General features: G+C 44.8%; 19 protein-coding genes. 2 read left to right on the top strand and 17 right to left on the bottom strand.

The window, feature by feature from the left end:
• Positions 1-298 precede the first annotated feature (298 nt).
• The 8 genes from AC58UW_RS27095 to AC58UW_RS27060 all read right to left on the bottom strand — a co-directional run bounded on the left by AC58UW_RS27095 (position 299) and on the right by AC58UW_RS27060 (position 8,797).
• Positions 299-1,060 carry an arylamine N-acetyltransferase family protein gene (locus AC58UW_RS27095; RefSeq protein ID WP_497423670.1) on the bottom strand — a complete coding sequence of 254 codons (762 nt, stop codon included), beginning with the start codon at positions 1,058-1,060 and terminating at the stop codon, positions 299-301.
• Positions 1,061-1,188: 128 nt separating this feature from the next.
• Positions 1,189-2,007 (bottom strand): inositol monophosphatase family protein, encoded by an 819-nt coding sequence (locus AC58UW_RS27090; RefSeq protein ID WP_497423669.1) that lies wholly within the window; start codon positions 2,005-2,007, stop codon positions 1,189-1,191.
• A gap of 33 nt (positions 2,008-2,040) precedes the next feature.
• A complete protein-coding gene (locus tag AC58UW_RS27085; RefSeq protein WP_497423668.1) occupies positions 2,041-2,484 on the bottom strand; it encodes a DMT family transporter in 444 nt (147 codons plus the stop codon).
• Positions 2,485-2,502: 18 nt separating this feature from the next.
• A complete protein-coding gene (locus AC58UW_RS27080) occupies positions 2,503-3,444 on the bottom strand; it encodes a ComEC/Rec2 family competence protein (protein ID WP_497423667.1) in 942 nt (313 codons plus the stop codon).
• A gap of 19 nt (positions 3,445-3,463) precedes the next feature.
• Entirely contained in the window at positions 3,464-4,561 is a 1,098-nt protein-coding gene (locus AC58UW_RS27075) for an ABC transporter ATP-binding protein (RefSeq protein WP_497423666.1), read from the bottom strand.
• Between the two features lie 12 nt (positions 4,562-4,573).
• Positions 4,574-6,145: an ABC transporter permease gene (locus AC58UW_RS27070; protein ID WP_497423665.1), complete on the bottom strand. Its 1,572-nt coding sequence runs from the start codon at positions 6,143-6,145 to the stop codon at positions 4,574-4,576.
• Between the two features lie 163 nt (positions 6,146-6,308).
• Complete coding sequence (locus AC58UW_RS27065; protein ID WP_497423664.1) at positions 6,309-7,421, bottom strand: ABC transporter substrate-binding protein; 1,113 nt, start codon at positions 7,419-7,421, stop codon at positions 6,309-6,311.
• A 41-nt stretch (positions 7,422-7,462) separates the two neighbouring features.
• Complete coding sequence (locus tag AC58UW_RS27060) at positions 7,463-8,797, bottom strand: hypothetical protein (protein ID WP_497423663.1); 1,335 nt, start codon at positions 8,795-8,797, stop codon at positions 7,463-7,465.
• Positions 8,798-9,111: 314 nt separating this feature from the next.
• Here AC58UW_RS27060 and AC58UW_RS27055 point away from each other — a divergent pair, with 314 nt between their 5' ends.
• The gene (locus tag AC58UW_RS27055; protein ID WP_497423662.1) at positions 9,112-9,825 is read left to right on the top strand and encodes a GntR family transcriptional regulator; all 714 of its coding nucleotides are present in this window, start codon (positions 9,112-9,114) and stop codon (positions 9,823-9,825) included.
• A gap of 65 nt (positions 9,826-9,890) precedes the next feature.
• Here AC58UW_RS27055 and AC58UW_RS27050 read toward each other — a convergent pair whose 3' ends face one another.
• The gene (locus tag AC58UW_RS27050; protein ID WP_497423661.1) at positions 9,891-10,085 is read right to left on the bottom strand and encodes an S-Ena type endospore appendage; all 195 of its coding nucleotides are present in this window, start codon (positions 10,083-10,085) and stop codon (positions 9,891-9,893) included.
• A 65-nt stretch (positions 10,086-10,150) separates the two neighbouring features.
• Between AC58UW_RS27050 and AC58UW_RS27045 the strand changes: the two genes are divergently transcribed.
• Entirely contained in the window at positions 10,151-10,549 is a 399-nt protein-coding gene (locus AC58UW_RS27045) for an S-Ena type endospore appendage (RefSeq protein WP_497423660.1), read from the top strand.
• Between the two features lie 19 nt (positions 10,550-10,568).
• Here AC58UW_RS27045 and AC58UW_RS27040 read toward each other — a convergent pair whose 3' ends face one another.
• The 8 genes from AC58UW_RS27040 to AC58UW_RS27005 all read right to left on the bottom strand — a co-directional run bounded on the left by AC58UW_RS27040 (position 10,569) and on the right by AC58UW_RS27005 (position 16,071).
• Complete coding sequence (locus tag AC58UW_RS27040) at positions 10,569-10,868, bottom strand: iron-sulfur cluster assembly accessory protein (RefSeq protein WP_497423659.1); 300 nt, start codon at positions 10,866-10,868, stop codon at positions 10,569-10,571.
• Positions 10,869-11,044: 176 nt separating this feature from the next.
• Positions 11,045-11,254: an alpha/beta-type small acid-soluble spore protein gene (locus AC58UW_RS27035; RefSeq protein WP_497423658.1), complete on the bottom strand. Its 210-nt coding sequence runs from the start codon at positions 11,252-11,254 to the stop codon at positions 11,045-11,047.
• A gap of 55 nt (positions 11,255-11,309) precedes the next feature.
• Complete coding sequence (locus AC58UW_RS27030) at positions 11,310-11,846, bottom strand: hypothetical protein (protein ID WP_497423657.1); 537 nt, start codon at positions 11,844-11,846, stop codon at positions 11,310-11,312.
• 122 nt (positions 11,847-11,968) lie between these two features.
• Positions 11,969-12,127 (bottom strand): DUF3934 domain-containing protein, encoded by a 159-nt coding sequence (locus AC58UW_RS27025; RefSeq protein WP_497423656.1) that lies wholly within the window; start codon positions 12,125-12,127, stop codon positions 11,969-11,971.
• A gap of 174 nt (positions 12,128-12,301) precedes the next feature.
• Entirely contained in the window at positions 12,302-13,009 is a 708-nt protein-coding gene (locus AC58UW_RS27020) for an ABC transporter ATP-binding protein (protein ID WP_497423655.1), read from the bottom strand.
• The gene (locus tag AC58UW_RS27015; RefSeq protein ID WP_497423654.1) at positions 13,006-13,791 is read right to left on the bottom strand and encodes an ABC transporter ATP-binding protein; all 786 of its coding nucleotides are present in this window, start codon (positions 13,789-13,791) and stop codon (positions 13,006-13,008) included. Before AC58UW_RS27015 ends, AC58UW_RS27020 begins: the two co-directional genes overlap by 4 nt.
• Positions 13,788-15,035, bottom strand: a complete 1,248-nt coding sequence (locus AC58UW_RS27010) for a branched-chain amino acid ABC transporter permease (protein WP_497423727.1) — start codon at positions 15,033-15,035, stop codon at positions 13,788-13,790. The genes AC58UW_RS27015 and AC58UW_RS27010 overlap by 4 nt, the downstream gene beginning before the upstream one ends.
• A gap of 49 nt (positions 15,036-15,084) precedes the next feature.
• Positions 15,085-16,071: a branched-chain amino acid ABC transporter permease gene (locus tag AC58UW_RS27005; RefSeq protein WP_497423653.1), complete on the bottom strand. Its 987-nt coding sequence runs from the start codon at positions 16,069-16,071 to the stop codon at positions 15,085-15,087.
• Between the last annotated feature and the right edge of the window lie 75 nt (positions 16,072-16,146).

Below are 16,146 nucleotides of genomic sequence, written 5' to 3'. Positions count from 1 at the left end.
GACTTGGGATCACCTCTTTTTTTATGGAGCCGAATCCAATAGCGGGAAAAACTCCATTTATTCCAAGCAATGCCTTGACAAATGAACCTAATAACTGGAAAAATCCCGTTAATTCACTCCATTACCCCTGTTTCCAAGCTCAATCTTCCGCATTAACAGGAGAAATTCCATTTATTCATGCTGTAGCTGTGTTACACCACGAAATAGCGGTAGTATTTCCAGTTATTCTGAAGAGGCCGCCTCCAAGCGCACAAAAGGCTGTCTCTCGGTCATTAAATGACTTCGGGACAGCCCTCATTTATGTGACAATGCCAAAATAGGTGACCAAAGCTTCTTTATACGCTTCAACTGTCTCCGGGGTGAAGGTTCGTACACCCTCAGAGTTGAAAACGCGGAACTCGCGATCTACAACGGTATGCCGTCCCTCCGGCGTCCGAATCGCAACAATCGGGTACTTGGTGAAAATCGAATCAGGAGCATTTTCACACCAGAAGCTCGCAAATAGATAATCCATCGGTAGTTGTGGCTCCTCCGTGAAAGAGTAAATGCGGGGCCATCCCCCCTTTTTCTGTTCACAAAGCAACCAGCCATAATCAGGATCTCTTTCTAGACGGTAGTACTCCTCGCCTTGCTGCTGTACAAGACCCTCGACAAAGGCAATCGGTCTGATGGGTACGACTCCGCCGACACCGACATCGCACAGATAGTCGTTGCCCTCGGCTTCTACCTTCAGGACGTGATGGCGCCTTTTGGGCGGAAGCTCCGTCTCATCGCGCCAAAACCTGGCAACAAGGTCAGTAACCTTGTATCCAAGCTCCCGCAGCAGCCAGCCGAATAAGGCATTTAACTCAAAACAGTAGCCGCCTCGCTGGCGCACGACAATCTTGTGATATAGCTCCTGCGGATTTAGTGATAGAGCTCTACGTTCCAGAATGTCCAAATTCTCATAGGGAACCGTGTACAAATGTCGTTCTTGCAGAGCAGCCAACGTCTTTGCGCTGCCATCAAGCGAACCTTTAAACCCAATGCGATCTAAGTAGCTCTGAATTTGATTGTTCAATCTTTAGACACCGTCCTTACGAGAGTTACTTGCGAGTAGAGATAACAGTCATATGATAAAATCATACCATGAGGTACAACGTAATGACAAAATATCTTGCGAAGCAAGCTCCTCCCCATTCCGTTAACTCATTTTAATAATGACATCAATTCCTGGTGAACAATCGCATTAGAGGCAACTAAGCTGTCATCACTTAAGACAAATGCTTTTCCTGCAGCATCAGTTAGTACGCCGCCCGCTTCTTGCAGGATAACCATTCCGGCAGCGACATCCCAAGGATATAGTCCGTCATGCCAAAAACCGGTCAATCGCCCTGACGCCACTAAGCATAAATCAAGACTGGCGGCCCCCATAATGCGCACACTCCGGGCTTTACCAGTCATTCTTCCGATTTGTTCCACAACCACAGAGTTCGGTTTCCAGTCCAAAGCCCGGAATCCCGTTGCCAGCAAGGCTTGACTAATGTCCTGCTCCTGCCCAACCTGAAGCCGGCGGCCATTCAGAAAAGCCCCGCCCTGCTTTTTACCTGAGTAGAGCTCATCCGTTACAGGATTATATACGACTCCGCCAATCGGTACGCCATCTTTCACAATACCTACCGAAATCGCAAAATGTGCGATGTTGTGAATAAAGTTAATTGTGCCATCCACAGGGTCGATGATCCATCCGTAGCCCGCTGGCGGCTGCTTTAGCGTATGGTGGGAATCTTCCCTGCCGCCATCTGTTTCCTCTGATAATATCCAATGATCCGGATAGTCACGGTTAATTCGACTGCGCAGCAAATGTTCGCTTTGCACATCGACTTCCGTCACAAGATCGGCTTGATTCTTCTTTTCTTGTATGTTTAGCGGCAGCTTCATGTGTTCCATAATCAAGGTGCCCGCTTCCTTCACATACCGTATGGCATCCTGCATGATTGCATCATCGTGCGTTAGTTGCTCGTTCATACGCTCTCCTTCTCCTAAAGCTTTCTGTTTGATTTATCTAGATGATTTTATGAAGCAAAGTATACCTGTCATAATAAGTAAGATACTTCCGAATTTCGCTAAAGTAACCGGATTTTTAGGCAATCCCATAAGCCCAAAATGATCAATAATCGACGAAGCAACCATCTGCCCGGCAATGATCAGAATAAATACGGGTAGGGTGCCAATTTTCCCTGTGGCATAGGATGTGCTAAACATAATGCCTACACCCAAAATTCCGGCAACCACAATCCAGGGCACAATATGAAGTTGCAGCGGGGTAGGGGATTTCATACGCCATAATATTAAGGAAGCACAAATGATTTGGACCGCGGAAACACCAATAATCATCCCGTATTGTCCCTGAACTTTCCCGATGTGCGCATTCATCATCCCTTGTGTAACACCGAATAATCCAGCCGAAAAAGCAAGTATAAAGCTAATCTTGTTGCCTAACATTCGCCTATCTCCTTTAAATTAAAAGCCAATTTCAATTGGCATGGATCCATTAACAATCCGGCACGTCTTTTCTCTGGCATAATCCCCCGTTAAATAAAAGGCAGCATCCGTCTTCGAACGGAGTTCTTCCCATTCTCCCTTCAGCGCATGCGAGCGTCCGATACTGACAGGAATGATGCAGTGTTCAGGCTGAATCCATGATAGAATACGGGCATTGAGGCCGTCATCCATCCCATGATGAGAAACTTTCCAAATGCTGCACGTTAAATCTGTCCGCTGAGCCAGGCGTTCCCATCCGGGTTCTAATTGATCCCCTCCGAACAAGACAGTCGACTGGGGCTCTTCCATGCTGCTGAGTCGATATACCGAGCTATCATGATTTGATAAATCAAAGAAACGCGGTAAATTCTCTCTAAAGCCATTATCCTCAGCTTCATCTGAGAGAGCTTTCATAAGCATCTCGTAGGCCGGAAGCGGATCTCCTTCCCAAGGATACAGTTGAGTTAGGGTGAATCCTTCCTCGGACCAAATCGTGGATTGCTCGTTTGATCCATACGCGCTGCGCCACGTGATCTCCGTCCCCTGTTCGATTAAGACCTGAACTAACTCCAGATAGGTGGCCAGCATGCGGTATACTCTACAAGTAAAATCGTCCCTTAGCTCTTGCACCAGCTCTTCTGGAGGCAGCTCAAAGGGTTCATATGGCAGAACGGCTTTGGTGACCGACTTAGCTCTGGCCACATCCAGAAGTCCATTGACATGATCTTCATGAATATGAGTAAGAAGCATCCAGTCCAGTCGATCAACCCCATTCCGGTTCATCCAAGACAAGGGATGGTCCTGATCTTCAGAGAACGTACCGTCCCCTCCGTCAATTAAGCAAACGCCGCCGGAAGGCAGCCTAATCAGGTGTGCATCTCCCCACCCGACATTCAGGAATTGAACTTTTGCTTGCTGCATAGGAATATCCCCCTTATTGTTAATTTGTCGTTGTTTCCTTCTCGGATGGCAGCAAATGAATGTTATGCTTATCCAAAGCCAGTCGCACCGTACCCTGCAAGTATCCTCGCATACTTGGACTTGCGTCATCGACGATCCATTGCAGCGGAGCAGCATTGATCCAATAACGGATCATGCGCCCCAGGAAGCTGCTTTTCTGAATGACACCGCTCCAAACATTGTGTCCTTCCGCCTCCTTATCGACGATGGAGATGCATTCCGGTCTGATGACGACCGTCACCCTGTCACCTGTCCGGAAGGGGTAATCGCTTCGATAGACTCGAAATACGACAGTTCCGCATTTTACAATCAAATCTTCGCCCTCTTCAGCAGCTACTTCACCCTCTATAAAATTAGCTGTTCCGACGAAATCGGCAACAAATTTACTTTCCGGTTTAAAGTAAATATCCCAAGGTGTCCCCACTTGCCCGATACGCCCCTTGTTGAACACAGCTATTCGATCCGAGATCGACAAAGCCTCATCTTGATCATGCGTAACAAAAATAGCTGTAATGCCTAATCGTTGCTGCAGCTCTCTTAGCTCATCTCTTACTTCTACTCTCATTTTGGCGTCCAAATTGCTGAGCGGCTCATCCATCAAAAGCACCTTCTGCCCCATAACAAGCGCCCTTGCAAAGGCAACGCGCTGCTGTTGTCCTCCGCTTAGCTCTCTGGGAAGTCTGTCTTGCAGTCCTTGAAGCCCGAACATGCTGAGCATGGCATCGACCTTGTCCTTAACTTCTTGCCGGGTTGGCTTCTGCAGCTTTAATCCGTAAGATATATTCTCGTATACCGTCATATGCGGGAATAGGGCGTATTCCTGAAAAACAAGCGGTGTATTCCGCTTATAGACAGGCAGCTCATTCATACTTTTACCTTCTATATAAATGCTACCGGCATCCGGTTCGTAGAATCCGGCAATCAGCCGCATCAGCGTCGTTTTGCCGCAACCGCTTGGCCCGAGGAGTGTCGTGAAACTGCCTGCGGGAATGTCGAGAGACACTTGACTGATGGCATCGAAGTCTCCAAAGCTTTTTGAAACATTAGAAATTTGAATCATCGGTTTCTCCGTGTTCATGGTTTCCTCCACTTATAGTTCTATCGATCTGCCCTGCTTCTTCAAGAAAAACTGTGCTAACAGCAGCACAACGAATGCAATGGAAATCAGCACAACCGTAAAGGCCGATGCGCTCCCCCAGGCTCCGTTCTGCACCAATCCAAGAATGGACACCGTACCTACGGAGGTTTTTGCTGAATAAATGAAAATAATAACGCTCAAACAAGTAACTGATCGTAGAAAAGACACGACAATTCCCGAGATAAACGGTCCTTTCAACAAGGGAAGCACAATTTTCCTGAACGTAGCGAAGTTGTTTGCACCAAGATTGAGGGAAGCTTCTTCCAGCGCTCCGCTGATCTGCTGAAGACCGGCCAAACTAGCGCTGTAGCAGGTCGGTAAATTCCAGAACATGAGGGCAAGAACCATGATGAGAGAAGTTCCCGAAAGCAGCAGCGGCTTCTCGTTAAAGGCCATTGCAAAGCCGAGTCCTAAGAATACTCCCGGTACAGCTCCCGGCAATATCGCCAAGAAATCAAGCAATCGGTTGATACCTACTCGCTTCCTTTGAACGATATAAGCTAATGGCAGGGCAAAGAATCCAGCCGCTAACGAAGCAAGTAAAGCGAATTTCAAGCTATTGAAGATTTCTCTTCCCTTCGCCTCCACATAAAGTAAATTTTGCAGCGTGAAGGACCAGTCAAATCCCCATGTCTTGGTGAAAGCCCCATAAAACAGCACGCCATAAACCGAAAGAACGATGAGCGTGACGAGCATGCAGAAAGCAAATAACCCCCATTTAACCGTAAAGGGCAGCGGAAAATGCTCTAGGGAAGATTCTTTTCCAGTAACGGAGACGTAGGAGCGTTTGCCTACCCAAGCCCTATTCCATACAAATAGTCCAAGTGCAGGAACTAACAACGCGGTTGAGAGTACCGCAGCCGAGTTCAAATCGAACATCCCTGACATTTGCATATACGCCTCTGTTGGAAGAACAGTGAAATTCCCGGCTATAATCATGGGATTCCCAAAGTCAGCCAGAACGTTCATGGCTGTAATTAATGCTCCCCCAGCAATACCAGGCCTGCATAGAGGAAGAAATACTTGCTTAAATACTTGCCAATGAGAGGCTCCGAGATTATAAGCTGCATACTCCAGATTGGTGGAGGCGGATTTCAATACACCACGAATCACCGCATAAGCATAGGGGAAAAAGGTCATCGTTTGAACTAGCCAAAGCCCATGCCAGCCGTAGACATCTATATTAACGTGCAGCACATATTTTGAAATGATTCCCTGTCTGCCGAAGAGCAGGATATAGGACAGAGCGACAATAAAAGGAGGTGAAACAATTGGCAATATCGTTATAAATTTAAAGAGCCCTTTGAAAGGAACTTTCAATCTTGTAATCGTATAGGCAAAAATAAAAGCAATAACCGTACAGGAAACGGTTGAGATAACTGTCATGAACAAACTATTCCAAGCTGCATGGTACCATCTGGAAAACGTAAAGAGTTTAAGATAGTCCTCTGGGCGAGTGAAGCTAAGCACCTTCAGGATTGGCAAAATGACAAAAAAACAGGTGATCAGAATGATCGCTGCCACCCCCAAAGCTAGGGCAGGATCCTTCCGTAACCTCTTTATTTCCGACCAGGTATCTTTGACAGTAGATGAAATCAAAACTTTCCACACCTTTCGGTTAGAAGCATGCACCTCCCCCCGCCAATTGGCCGCAGGAGGAGGTGTACAAGCTTTTCCTTTACAACATTTATTTGCCTGTCATTTCCGTAAATTTCTTCACAACATCAGCTTTCATCTGAGCAGCCTTATCTCTGTCATAGTTGACCAGTTTTACATCTTCAATTTTGATCATGCCGTCTGGTGGTGCAACATCTTTTCTTACTGAGTAGCGATTAGACATCTTCGTATTCATTTCCCCAACAGGCTTGGTTAACAACCAGTCCACAAACTTCTTCGCATTTTCGGTATTCGCTCCACCCTTAACTACACCAACACCGCCGATTTCAAAAGCCGTTTGCTCAGGCACGATAACCTTAATGGGATAACCCTTTTGAGCCGATTTAACAATATCATGCGCCCAGGACATGCCAGCTACGAACTCGCCTGTTGCCGTAAGCGTAATCCCGTCTCCTGCTGCCGGTGTATAGTGATGAACATTGGCATTAAGTTTTTTCAAATAGTCCCAACCCTTTTCTTCTCCCAATCGGAACAACTGGTCAGCAATGAAGATATAACCGCCGCCCGCTGTCGCAGGATTGGACGTAAGGAATAGGCCTTTATAGTTAGGGTCAAGAAGGTCGTCCCATGTCGCTGGCTCTTTTACGCCTTTTGGAGCAAGCTCCTTCTGGAATCTATCTTTGTTCAGAACGATACCGAGAACGCCCATATACCAGCCTTGCCAGTACCCCTTCGGATCATTGAAACGGGACTCAATTTCCTTGGCATTAGGGGATGTGTACTTTTCAAGCAAACCTTGCTGAGCAAGCGGCTCATAGAATTCAACCGAGCCTCCTACGAAGATATCTGCTTTAGGTGTAGCCTTTTCAGCTTGAATGCGCGTACTAGCTTCACCAGCACCGCTTAAGCGCAAGTATTCAATGTCAATGCCCGTATCTTCTTTGAACTTCTTTTGAATTTGTACGATATCATCTTCGTTTAACGCTGCGTAAACAACCAGTTTCTTCGACTCCGGTGCTTTCGTAGCTTTCGCAGGCTCACTGCTTGTCGTGCTCGCTGGCGTTGATGTAGGTGAACTGGCTGTCTTGCTTCCGCCAGCTCCACACCCCGTTAATACCGTGGTTAACATGAATGAAGCTGCTAATAACAAACTTACAGTACGTGCTTTCGGTTTCAATAACATTGCCCATCCTCCTAGATGTGTTCTCTTTCGATTATTTAACCTTATTGCGCAGTTACGGTAGCTGAAACCTTGGCCTGTCCATTACTGGTCAGCGCATCTGTCCAAGATTTGGTGTTCCCAGGCGCTATAACCGCAGATACATATCCCATATCGTCATCACCAGAAGTTCCATCTGAATCATAGACATGGATTTCAACATTGCTATTTGATGGTTTCGCTACATAGACGGTATTGTAGTTTTCTGAGAAGTTAGGACCGAATTCAGCATCATTAGCACCAAAAGCTATGTTATACACTTGATTTTTTGGAGCATCATTTTTCTTCCAGAACCTAGCGTCCGTCTGCCCTTGACTGTTTACATAGGCTTTGATGAACATATCGCTTTTACCGCCGAACGGATCGCGATCTTCTAGACTCTGAGCGTTCTGGAGAACTATTTTATGAGAGTAGTAAGGATTGAACACATATGTATGCGAAAAATTACCGAGACCATTCAAGTGGATATCTACTTGGTGAGCCGGATCAGACCAGTTCATCCCCTGTAACGCAGGGCCGTCATCGCTATCGTCCCATCCCCATGGCGCATTCGCCGAGTTAGCTGTATGGTTGTCGCCTGCAATCGTCCCCCAAGAAGCGAAAATGTTAGGGTCGTTCCGGCGATTCCACAGATCTCCCCACTCCATCAATGCGTAGCTGTAATGGTTCGTATAGCTGCCTGATGTATTCGTTGGAAACTGCGCTACACCTGAGTAATCGTAGACGATGCCATCTCCGCCAGGAGCGCTTGATCCGTCATAGGCTTTGACGCCATGCCCGCCGCTAGGACTCTGTCCATTCGCCTGACAAAACACCATGGGATGACTTCCATTGAAGAGAACGCCGCCATCAACACCATCGGAACCAGAGGTAATGTTAGGATCATTGGTGTAATCGTACCATTGGTTATGCGCCATTGTTTCCATTAGCTGGAACGACCCATAATTGGATCCATCCTTCTTAATCACAAGGAATAGGCCTTCAAGGTCATTCTCATGGGCATCAAGCGGTCTGGTGTAAGCATCGTCTCTTGCATGGAACAAGTCATACTCAATAAAGTAATGTGTTGTCGTTTCGGACACTTTATAGTACACATATCCATTTTCATTGTAATTGGAGAGATTATCCCAGTTATTGCGAGCCAAATAATCGCCGTCATAGTTGAAATTGGTAATAAAATCTGCCCTTACATCAAGATCAGCATTCACATCCTGGTAAACCTGAGGTGCCCAGTAGGCAGCCAGCTCTGAATAACTTGCAGCATGAGTGGTGCTCGCACTAGTGAAGAAAGGAACTGCCAAAGTTAATATCGTCATCAGACTTAACACTTTTTTCCTCATTTAAAATGCCCCTCCGTGATATCAAATGATATGCCATTTATCATCATGCCGTCCTCCTTTTAGCAAGTCCTCCTTTCATTCCCGCTGCAGTTCATGCTGTCTGACATCTAAAATTATAGGTAAGATATCTCGCTTGTGTCAATCGATCCAATGTTAAATAATTGTGTAGGTAAATCGCTTTATATTGCTAATAATATGGCCTATCTAGTATTTCAAATCTTTAAAAATGTGGTACACTATTGTTGTCAGACAGCTTGAAATTAAATGAACGTTGAACATACTATCATCAACCTATGGAGAGGAATCGCTGAAATTTGGAGAAAAAGTTGCTTTATCTCAGAGTCAAAGAAGAGATTGAAAGAAGCATTAACGAAGGCGAGCTTAAGCCGGGAGACAAGCTTCCGTCTGAGCCCGAGCTCGCAAAGAAATTCGAGGTCAGCCGCCCTACACTCCGTGAAGCGCTCAAGATGCTTCAGCGGGAGAAGGTGCTCATTAGCAAAAACGGCGTCGGGACCTATGTCAACAATCGCCCGGATTTCATTATCAATCCACTGAGCAGGCTGCAAAGTGTGGGTCAAATGATTAAGAATGAAGGTTATATCGAAAGCGAATTAGACATCAAGATCTATACACGAGAGCCAGAGGAAGATTGGAGAAAGCAATTACAGATCGATGATGATGAAAAGGTTGTCATTTTGGAGCGTTCGCGAACAGCAAACGGCAAGAAAGTGGCATTTTATTATAATATTTTCCCACAGAGCTTGGTGGCAGGTCATTTCGAGGGGGAATTCTCTGGAGCCATCTTTGATTTCTTAAAGAGCAAGATGGGAATCAACATTGCCTACGCCATTACCGAAATTTGCGCGATAAGCAGCTCCGAAGAAATGGATCAGAATGCCGTGAATGTCCTTGGCAATGAAATCCTCTTATTAAAACAACTTCATTTCGATGAAGAGGATAGACCTGTCTTCTATTCACTGGACTATTTGAAAAATAGCGTCTTTAAATTTTTTATCAAACGCGAATAGAAATGAAAATGACGTATATTCCTGTCCCTACTTGCGACAAGAATATACGTCATAAATCAATAAGACTAATAATTTGAACATTCAACGCAATAATGCAAATCTAACAATAAATTACCCGTACAGTTCGCTTCAGGAGTTTCATCATCCACGCAGGCAATCGTAATAGATGCCAAATCTTCAAAGAAGTATGTGAGCGAACGGCCAGGCGGAACTGTAAATTCCGTACCAACCGAACTACCATTGAGAAAAATGACATTCATCGTACATGGCTTAGGTATCCATACTATAGGAAAAGAGGGGCTAATCAGAAGGGGATGGCAGCCAGATGTCAAGTTGTCATAAGGACAGACCACCAAGAAAAAAATGCCATCGCAAGAAGAAAAAATTAAAATCAATAAGAAAACTAGTCTGTATCTCCAGATGTGCCCCTATTAAACAAGTGTGTGACAACGTGACTTCTCGCACTTATTTTACCTTTTTATCAAGCTCAACCCATTTCCCATCTGGAACAATTACTATAAAAAACAATAGCAAACACTGTACCATGCAAATGATCCTTGTGAGATCCGATAACAAACAAGTTGTTATTGATGCTGGCCCCAACTCGTCATTTACGGCCGTTGTATCCAATCTAATTTCTATAAAAATAGTAGGTAAAGGTCAATCTGAAACGGACTGCACAGGCACTTTAGAATTAGACTTACATTACATTTTAACCTATTAACTTGGTATTTAAGATTGTATTACTTCTCGAGAAATCCTGTAGAAGGATTCGTAATGAAAAAACCTTCTTGCGGGACATGAAAATACTGAATCCAAACGCCATCTAAGAGGCTCTCTCGTTTATCTAGTAAGACATTAATCCCTTTATCTGTTTCTACAATTTCGTCATTTTCAGTGGCTGTATCTAGGATGATATCATAATGACCATGATCACCATGATTCTGAGTGATAATGACTCGGACCATCTTGCCCTCCGCTCCATCCTGACTTAACATATCTTTTAAAATTTTAGCTGCGTTTCGGTTTATTTTGCATTTCATATTGGTTTTTCTCCTCTATATCGAATTATTATGGCCTTTCTAACTTCACCCAATCGCCCATAAAATATTCCAAGTAAAATGAAAAAAGGGACATTCGCCGCAATATAAAAAAGACTGCATTCACCCAAGGAGGAAGAGTGATTGTAGTCTTTTTAACTATTACTTATACAAAGTGATTAGCGTCTAAAACCTTGCAATTGTTGTTCTGCTATTTGCACTAAACGTTTTGTGATGGTGCCCCCAATCGAGCCAGCATCACGTGTGGCCAGATTGCCATTGTAGCCATTGGGCTGCAAAGCAATCCCTAACTCTTGAGCAACTTCAAATTTCAATTGATTTAAAGCAGCCTTTGCTTCTGGAACAACTAGCGTGTTATTGTTTGCCATAAATAAATCACTCCTTCTCGTGGTGTAACCTTATAATGTGGAGTGTAAGGAAGACTTATACATTCAAATTCAAAGAAGTTAAGTTTCTTGCTCTGTTCATAATTTTGAGGAAGGTTTGAAGATCCTCTGTTGCCACATCTTCATTGCTTTTCACCAGATTTGCGCTTTCCTTCTGACTTCTCAATTCATTGATTTCAAGCTTAAGCTTTGAATTTTCAAGAATTAACTGCTCAAACTTTTGCGCTTGATCCTTGGCAATCTTAATGATTTGTCTAAAAGCATCCTCATATTTGGGCATGATCGGTTCATCATCCAGTGTTGGAATGCCAGAAATAGTTGCATGAATGTCTCTTTTTTGTTGTTTGCGTTTCATCCTAAATAATTTGGCGTCATTGATTTCGCTTTCGTATTGATGTCTCAATTCTTTATTCCATCGGAACCCACAAGCAGCAGCCGTGCGATTCAGTCTACTCGCTGATTCTTCGAATGCAGCAAGTTGCGTACTCCCATTTTTAATATGACTAATGACCGTTTGCGCTAACGTTACATCATGCTTATCTGTCCAAGCATCTTCTCGTCTTTTATCTTTCATTCTAGTTCACCTTCTTTAATATGTTATTAGAGATTGTTACCTGTAATATTAATTTTATTCAATGCGCATGCATAAAAGACCCACATATCGTATATGTAGGTCTCTTTTAACTGGCTATGCATCTATCCTTTGTTGCTGGTGCTTACTTTTTCATCCGTATCTTTTTTAACACCTTTGCTTTTATAGGGTTTCGGGGCGCTCTTTGCTCTGTTAGCACTAGCTTGCCATCTATTCCAGCCTTTTTTGTCCGTTCCTCTGCCAGTTCCCTTGCCTTTACTCATGTGATCACTCCGTTCCATTAATCGGATAGAAGGCTATTGTATCACGAAAATGGAATTAATCTTAATTTATTCGTCTATTATTCGGTAGTAAACTATGGATGATCATTCCGAAAATAACTCAAAACATATCCCCCATGTCCTCCAGACAGCTCCATGGACCGGTTCATGATGCATTCATCCCGCTAGATAGGCTTCTTTTACTTGATCGTTGAGAAGCAACGTTGTGGCGTCATCCTCCAAAATAATTTCACCGGTCTGTATAACATAGCCGCGATTCGCAACTTGCAGAGCTTGATAGGCATTCTGCTCCACAAGTAGAATCGTCATCCCCGTTCGGTTCATTTCCTGAATAATTTCAAAGATTTGATCCACGATAACGGGAGCCAAACCCATCGATGGTTCGTCAAGCAGCAGCAGCTTGGGTTTCATCATGAGCGCACGGGCGATTGCTAGCATTTGTTGTTCGCCGCCACTCATGGTGCCTCCAGTTTGGTTCAAACGTTCACGCAAGCGTGGAAAGTAAGCGAAAGACTGCTCCATACGCTCTTTGACCACTTTCTTATCTTTCACGGAAAATGCGCCCATCTCCAAATTCTCTTTGACCGTAAGCTTGGGGAATATTCGCCTGCCCTCCGGGACATGTGCGATTCCTTCCATTGCCGCTTGGTGCGGCTGCCAACTCGATATGTCTATATTTTTAAACAGAATAGAGCCTTTCGTCTTCACCTGACCGCAAATGGACTTCAGCGTCGTTGACTTCCCCGCTCCGTTGCAGCCAATCAATGTAACAATTTCTCCCTCATTCACATGAAGTGAGATTCCCTTTAAGGCTTGGATACCTCCATAGTAAGCCTCAACCTCTTGAAGCTGTAATAAGCTCATAACTTCACCTCTTCTGTTAAGGCACTTTTACCTAAATAAGCCTCAATTACACGCGGGTTCGCTCGAACCTCATGCGGAGATCCTTCCGCTATCTTTTCACCATGATCCAGCACTAGAATGTGGTCGGATAATTCCATGACGAGTTTCATATCGTGCTCAATCAATATGATCGAAATGTCCATTTCCCGTTGAATGCTTCGAATCAGCTCTGTCAAATCTTTGGTTTCACTCGGATTCATTCCCGCTGCGGGTTCATCGAGCAACAGCACTTTAGGTTTTGCCGCGAGTGCTCTCGCGATTTCAAGCCGCCTTTGCGCACCGTAAGAAAGGCTGTTCGCATTCTCATTGAGATAAGAGGCGAGGCCTACATATTGCAATAACCGGTAGGCTTGATCCATCGCCTGTTGTTCCTCAAGCCGAGTTTTCGTAAACCCCAGTAAAGTGCTTATGATTCCGCCTTTCAAATGAATATGCATGCCGACCATCACATTCTCAATAACCGTCATATTGCCAAACAATCGTATGTTCTGAAAGGTACGGGCAATGCCTTTTTCCGTAATTCGATCAGGCTTAACGTTGACAATCGACTTGCCTTCCAATTCGATTTCACCTTCATCAGGCGTATAAATACCGGTAATCATATTAAAAAAAGTCGTTTTCCCGGCACCGTTCGGACCGATAACCGCGGATATTTTCCCTTTTTGAAAATCAAATTGAACACCATTAACAGCAATCAGACCGCCGAAACGTTTGACTAAATGTTTAACTCTTAAAACCGTCATTGAGCGATCCCTCCGCTTTGAGGGGATATGGGCTTCACGGTCGTTGATGAAATTCGTTCCTGAATCATCTTTTCGTTCACTCTGCGATTTTTCACGGAAATCAATCCATTTGGCCTAAAGACGGCAAATAGAATGAGAATAACACCAAATATGAAGCGCTGCATCTTGGCCGGAGATAAGGCAAAAGGAATATGGACGACGCCTTGCAGCGTCAATTGATTCAGCCAATTCGCAAATTCCGTAAGTACCTGCAAGTTAAGAATCGTAATCAGTGCAGCTCCAAGTATAACGCCGGGCACGCTTCCCATTCCTCCTAATACCACCATGACTAATATCGTAATGGATTCAAGCAAAGTGAAGCTGGATGGATCAATAAACGTCTGTTTGGCCGCAAAAACGACCCCCATCATGCCGGAGAATGAGGCTCCTACAGCAAACGCTGTCAACTTCGTGCGAATTAATGGAACTCCCATGGATTGAGCGGCAATTTCATTCTCTCGAACCGCTTTCCAGGAACGTCCCATGCGAGAATGTTCGAATCTTTTTACCCCGAAAATCACGAACGCCAAGATCGCAATCACAATGAAATAAAATTCATGAGGATGCGTGAATTCAAGTCCGAACAGATCCGGCGGCTTAATCGATGATATGCCCTTCGCGCCGTTCGTAATATTAATCGGCTTCTCCAGGTTATTGAAGATGATCCGAACAATTTCGCCGAAGCCCAAAGTCACGATCGCAAGATAATCTCCTTTCACCCTAAGAACGGGCAAGCCGAGAAGGATGCCGAACAGAGCAGCCATAAATCCGCCAATAAAGATGAACAGCCAAAACGTAGAACCCGAAAGCGGAAAGAAATCCCCTGATAGGAACTTGTTTGCTTGAACCGTAGAGAAGATGCCGTACGTGTAAGCTCCAATCGCGAAAAAAGCGACAAAACCCAGGTCCAGCAGGCCAGCAAAACCAACGACAATATTCAGACCAAGCGCCATTGCGATATAGATCCCGCTCTGCGTAGCAACTTCCATATAAGATTCATAGGCAGGGCCTCCCGATGAAGCAAAGGGAATGATAAGAATGACTAGAATACCGCCGATGATCCATTTGACCTTAGTCGTGAAGGACGTGTAGTGAAGCAGCAGCAAGGATGCCAGCAATAATAAAAAGGCGATGACGGACTTAGCCATCATATATACAGTTAGCGCTGATACCAAGACGAGAAGAACAAGGATCAGGGCTTGCATTTTCGAGCTCTGCGCTAATGCCTGTTTTATTTTATCCATAATGAGTCACCTACACTTTCTCCTTGACGGCTTTACCAAACAGACCTTCCGGCTTAAATATCAATACGAGGATTAGGATCATAAAAGCAAACACATCTTTATACTCTGAACCGAAGCTCCCGCCCGTCAGTAATCCCAGATTAGAAGAAGCAAACATCTCTAGAACCCCAATGACCAGTCCGCCAAACATGGCTCCCCGAATGTTGCCTATACCACCAAGAACAGCAGCCGTGAACGCTTTCAACCCTAAGATATAGCCGATAAATGGATCGATAGTCCCGTATTGCTGCGCAAATAAAACCCCTGTAGCACCACCCAAAGCAGATCCGATGAAAAAAGTCAGGATAATGATTTTATTCACGTTGATCGACATTAACGAAGCCGTTTCACGGTCTTGCGCGACCGCTCGCATCGCGACTCCCCATTTGGTACGGTTAATAAAAAAATCAAGACCGATCATTAAAAGCACAGCCACTATGATGATGATGACCGTATTGGTTTTCAAAGAAGCGTCACCTAGCCATGAGCCAAGAGATGAGGTGCCGATGGTCATATTTTTATCGAATAACGTAATACTGCTAATGATGTAGTTGCCTGTTCGCAATTCAGAAATAAAACGAACGAGATCTTGAACCACGAAGGAAACACCAATCGCGGAGATCAGCGAAATCAGCTTGGGCGCTTTGCGGAGAGGCTTGTAAGCAACTCGTTCAATTCCCACCCCGAGCAATCCCGTAACCAGCATGGCGATAGCGAGAATTAGCACATATGCCACCCATCCCGGCATCCCGCCAAGCCACCCTGTCGATTGAAAAAGGAATAAGACCCCTGTTCCAACGAATGCCCCCGTCATAAAAATTTCACCGTGCGCAAAATTGATCAATTCAAGAATACCGTAAACCATGGTATAGCCTAAGGCAACGACTGCATAAATAGCTCCTAAAGCAAGCCCGTCGATCAATACTTGGGGAAGTGAGTGCAGGATGTTAAGGATCATGGAGCTTCTCCTTTCGCTGATAAATACAACGTAAAGAGGTATATCAACGAAGCACATACCTCTTTACTTGAAAAG

The sequence above is a fragment of the Paenibacillus sp. J22R160 genome (assembly GCF_059692135.1).
The sequence above is the reverse complement of the archived record's forward strand: the minus strand, read 5'-3'. Positions and strand labels throughout refer to the sequence as shown.